The 2290-nt window shown below is 43.0% G+C and carries 2 protein-coding genes; both read right to left on the bottom strand.

The window, feature by feature from the left end:
* Positions 1-401: 401 nt before the first annotated feature.
* On the bottom strand, positions 402-1124 hold the full coding sequence (locus ABYB02_RS16665; RefSeq protein ID WP_372763488.1) for a SapC family protein: 723 nt from the start codon (positions 1122-1124) through the stop codon (positions 402-404).
* 16 nt (positions 1125-1140) lie between these two features.
* Positions 1141-2290, bottom strand: a 1150-nt coding sequence (locus ABYB02_RS16660; protein ID WP_372763487.1) for a tryptophan 7-halogenase, incomplete at its 5' end; no start/stop codon positions are given.

Below are 2290 nucleotides of genomic sequence, written 5' to 3'. Positions count from 1 at the left end.
GCGGACGTGAGTCTGGCTCAGATGCTTGGAAGGCGTATATGCGCCGTCAAACCAATACCATCAACTACTCGACTGAATTGCCATTAGCACAAGGTATTAAATTCGATATTTAATGCGCTAGCTATGTTCAAAATATTAAAGCCACGTCATCACGTGGCTTTTTTGCCTTATCCTACAGGTCTTTAGCGAGTTGTTAGCTGTCGCCTGAACTAATACGTCTTAGGCAAGCCTATCGCGCCATTGACAACGCATTTAGCCTCGATAACAGCGATGCTACGCTTTTAAATGAAGACCGCGGTTCGCGTCTCAGGCGGGCTTACCAGCAACATCGGCGATATAACTTGAATCATTAGCGTTAATATCGCAGCAGATAACATGACTAAGTTTAAGTTATTTACTCTTTACTGTGCTTTGCTCTTACTGGCCAATAAGCGATTTTTAATATCTATTAAGGTACTAACATGGCTTACTGACGCCATAGCCGCACTGAGTAAAGCGGTATAACCTTGTTGCTGAAATTGCGTTTGCACCTCACTCGGCACCTTCTCTAACATCTCTTTATTTATGGTATACAGACCGGTCAATTGCTGTGCTTGACCATTATTATATTTAATATCTAACGATACCGACTCAAGCAAATTATACGCTAGCAACTCGTTGATAAAGGCACTGTTAAGTACAAATCCTTGAGTAAGCTCAGACAATATAACGCTTTGTTGTTGTAAATAGGGGCTAGCCTTGCCGTTGTTAAATAACGCCTCACCTTGTTGCTCATTTACGCGCGCGTCATTGCTATCAATTGCTAAAATCGGCCGCTGAGTGTCAAGGTCTTGGCTTAAATAAAAAGGGGTGCTTTGCAGTTTTAGCGGTAAATAGCACTTTTGCCACAAACCACTGTCATGGTAAATATTTTCATCCACCGCTAAGCCAAATAAGGCCACAGGTTGAAATTGACCGGTATCGCTGTCTTTCGCAAAAAAGATCGGGTAATACTGGGCAACCTCAGCAAACTCCTGCACGACAATATGGCTCATGTGTACTTGTCTATGTTGTGCTAACGTGCCTGCTTGCGATACTTTTGTGTTGCTGTGGTGCGCACTATTTACGGTTTCTAATTGATGCATAACTAACCTGCCGTGATTAAATTTTACTAAAGCCAAATTGATAAATTTTGTTTATCAACTCTCGATTACTTGGTAAAGCACTGACGTACTTCTCAGTTACCTGCTTATTTTCAGCAAACATCCGCTGCGCCATTTTTTCTTCCGCTTCACTAGCAGGGCGTTCGTTGGGCGTAAAGTTAAAGTCCATACCATAAAGCACATATTGATAACTTGCCGCTGAGAACACCTCACGTTTATAGTGAAAGTCATATTCTGACGGCGAGCGATGCTGCCATAAGGTCATTAATGACTTTAAGCTGTCAGGAATCGTGGCGGGATCACGGTTATCACGCCAAAATGCCGAGTCTTCGCGCTTACTAGCAATATAATGTAATTTAAGGAAATCAATGATGCGATCCCAGTTATAGTTAAAACGCTCATTAAAGCTTTGTGCCACTATATCCATGCATTCGCGATTTGCTGGCATTTGTTCAGCAATAGTGGCAACGGCCAACTCAATCATCACCAGCGCAGACGCTTCAAGCGGCTCTAAAAAACCAGCCGAAATACCTACCGCCACACAATTATTAACCCAGAACTTTTCTCGAATACCTGGGTTGATATCAATTTTTCGCAAGGCGATACTTTCGCTTTTATCACCAATAGAGTCCTTTAAATAACAGCGTAGCGCTTTTTCTGCCTCTGCTTGCGTGGTATGCCGGCTAGAATATACATGACCAACACCGCGACGCGACGGTAACCCTATATCCCATATCCATCCCGCCTCTTGGGCGGTCGAAATAGTGTGTGAGGCAATGGCATCAGCACCTTCTTCATAAGGCACTTGCACCGCGAGTGCGGTATCAATAAATAAAATATCTTTTTTACTGATAAACGGCACTTGGTAATGTTGACCAATTAACAAGGCGGAAAAGCCGGTACAATCAACAAACAAGTCGCCCGCAATATCACCATGCTCTTTGGTGCTTAAACTGGCAATATCGCCAGAGTCTATGCTGTTGATCTGACAAACATGATCTTGAATATAATCAACACCCAGCGTGTTTATACAATGCGCTTTTAAAAACTCGGCAAATTTACCAGCATTTAAATGATAAGCATAATTAGCCACGGCGGCGTATTCGGGTGAGGTGATTAATTTCGGCGCTAAGCCCTTTTCACACAGT

Source organism: Pseudoalteromonas sp. (assembly GCF_041613455.1).
Classification (GTDB): Bacteria; Pseudomonadota; Gammaproteobacteria; order Enterobacterales; family Alteromonadaceae; genus Pseudoalteromonas.
Note: the sequence above shows the minus strand (reverse complement) of the source record. Positions and strands in the feature narration are given on the sequence as shown.